General features: G+C 45.5%; 1 protein-coding gene and 1 pseudogene. One reads left to right on the top strand and one right to left on the bottom strand.

What is annotated here, in order from left to right; all coding sequences use genetic code 11:
* Positions 1–383, bottom strand: a pseudogene (locus tag AAGC65_RS26035) (iron dicitrate transport regulator FecR); the annotation flags it as partial.
* A gap of 450 nt (positions 384–833) precedes the next feature.
* Here AAGC65_RS26035 and AAGC65_RS26030 point away from each other — a divergent pair.
* A partial coding sequence (locus AAGC65_RS26030) for a hypothetical protein (protein ID WP_343115370.1) occupies positions 834–1,950 on the top strand: 1,117 nt, incomplete at its 3' end.

Below are 1,950 nucleotides of genomic sequence, written 5' to 3'. Positions count from 1 at the left end.
AATGAGATGCGGCGCCCGTTAGCCAGGGTCAGCATGGCTTTATTCGAACCGGGCACGATTTTTTCTTTTGCCGGTTGCCGGGCGACGATCTGTTCTGAATGATCATTGTGAATAAAAAAAAGGCTGCCCATACCGACCGCCAGTATAACGGTTGCAGCAACGGCCACACGCGGCCAAAGTTTTCTTACGCTAATGCCGCTTTGGCTCCTGACGGCCTTGCGCATGCGCCGGTGCACTGCCGCTATTTTCTTTTGCGATGTTACGTGCTCGCTCTTGGTCAATTCGTCCATATGCCAGCTTTCTACCAGCGCCTTTTCCGCGTCTGTGCATTCGCCGTTAACATAGCGCCGTATCAGTTCTTCAGGAGTTCTGTTTCCGTCCATATATACATGTAGGCTAACCCCATCCACCTGCCCGAAAAAATTAAAGATTTTTTAAAGTTTTTTTAATGTGTAATATTTAAAGGCGTATTAGGCAATAGCGAATACGCCGATGGTTTCGAGGTTAGCACTCCAACTGATGCGTTTGAATAAGTTGTTTATGCTATCCCGTTTAATTTTGTTGCTGTTCAAGATCTGTTGTTGTTTACTGGAACAAAGGTGCCGGGATGGCCGTTGCGCGTATAGCCCAACTTAGGGCAGTGTCCTTTTGGTGGCCTGGTGTCCTGTTAGTGATCAGGAAGAAAAAATGAAAAAATTTTGGACGTCAGGGGTTGGGTACCTTTTGGATCCGGCATTTTCCAATCTGCAATTCGATTATTTCAACGATCATTACTTATATAGGCCGATGGCAAGGCCCGAAAAAATTATTAATTTTAAAGTTTTACGCCATCAATGTCTGTGAACCTAAATAACCTAAGCTTAAAGGAAACCCGAAGATTAGCAACCGGGGAAAGTGATTACTTACTTCCAATGTTGGAGTCAGAAAAATTCATCTTTCAGCAGGGTTATGTGCGCCATGCCGCATTATTAAAATGGTTGAATAACCATCAGTGTGATAAGCGTTTGCTGGATGAACCGCAGCAGGCGATCTGTTTACCGATGGCTCAATTCATTTGCCTTCACGCGGTATGCCAAAAATTCAAGCCGGAACTGGACACCCTGCCACAGATCCGGCAGTATATGAGTAAAACATTCCCTTTCAAAAACCTGATGAATGACTGGTGGCAGCGGGGCAAAATGATCGTTTACCTGGAATTTTTCGGACTTAATTCCTGGTCAGTATTGGCCAAAACCCATACGAAGCAGCCGGGTGAAATTCATTTGCTGGAAGGTAGTTTGGGGGATTGCCATATTTCTATTCAAGAATTGTTTGACTTTATTCATCAGGTTAACGCGATCAATAATTACCCCGGCAGTCTATACAATACAGGGGAGCAACTTTATCTTAAATTAAAAAATGATCCGGGCTTCGCGCAGTTGTTACTGCAGGAAATGCCCCGTATCATAAAAGATGAAGTACTACGGCAATTATTGCCGGGCATACTTAGGGGGCTGATCAACGAAAACGATACACTTTTCCACGAACATTTGAAAAGCCTGTTCGGCGCTTATGATGCGGATCATGCACCGGAATTACTGATTGCATTGACGGTCGCCTGCCCGGGTGATCATAATTGCCGTAAGTTGCTGATCGATACGCTTCAAACCTACCATAGTCAAGAACGTATCAGCACCGCAACCTATATACAGGCACTCAATGTAGGTAAGTTCAATGATGCTGAGATACGGCAGGAACTAACCGCGATGGCTGAGCAGGAACAAACGGCGGAAGTTGCTACCCAACTCCTTAGTTACCTGCAGGCCAACCTGACCGAACATGAACAAGCCTGGTTCAAAAGGATCGCGACTGCCCTGATCGTCCGACCGGAAGAGCAACTGGTAGGGATGCTGCAGTTATTGTTGAATCTGCTTACGGAATACAACCTGCCTTTGATCTATGAACTGATGA

This window comes from Mucilaginibacter sp., assembly GCF_039207105.1.
GTDB lineage: Bacteria > Bacteroidota > Bacteroidia > Sphingobacteriales > Sphingobacteriaceae > Mucilaginibacter.
The sequence above is the reverse complement of the archived record's forward strand: the minus strand, read 5'-3'. Positions and strand labels throughout refer to the sequence as shown.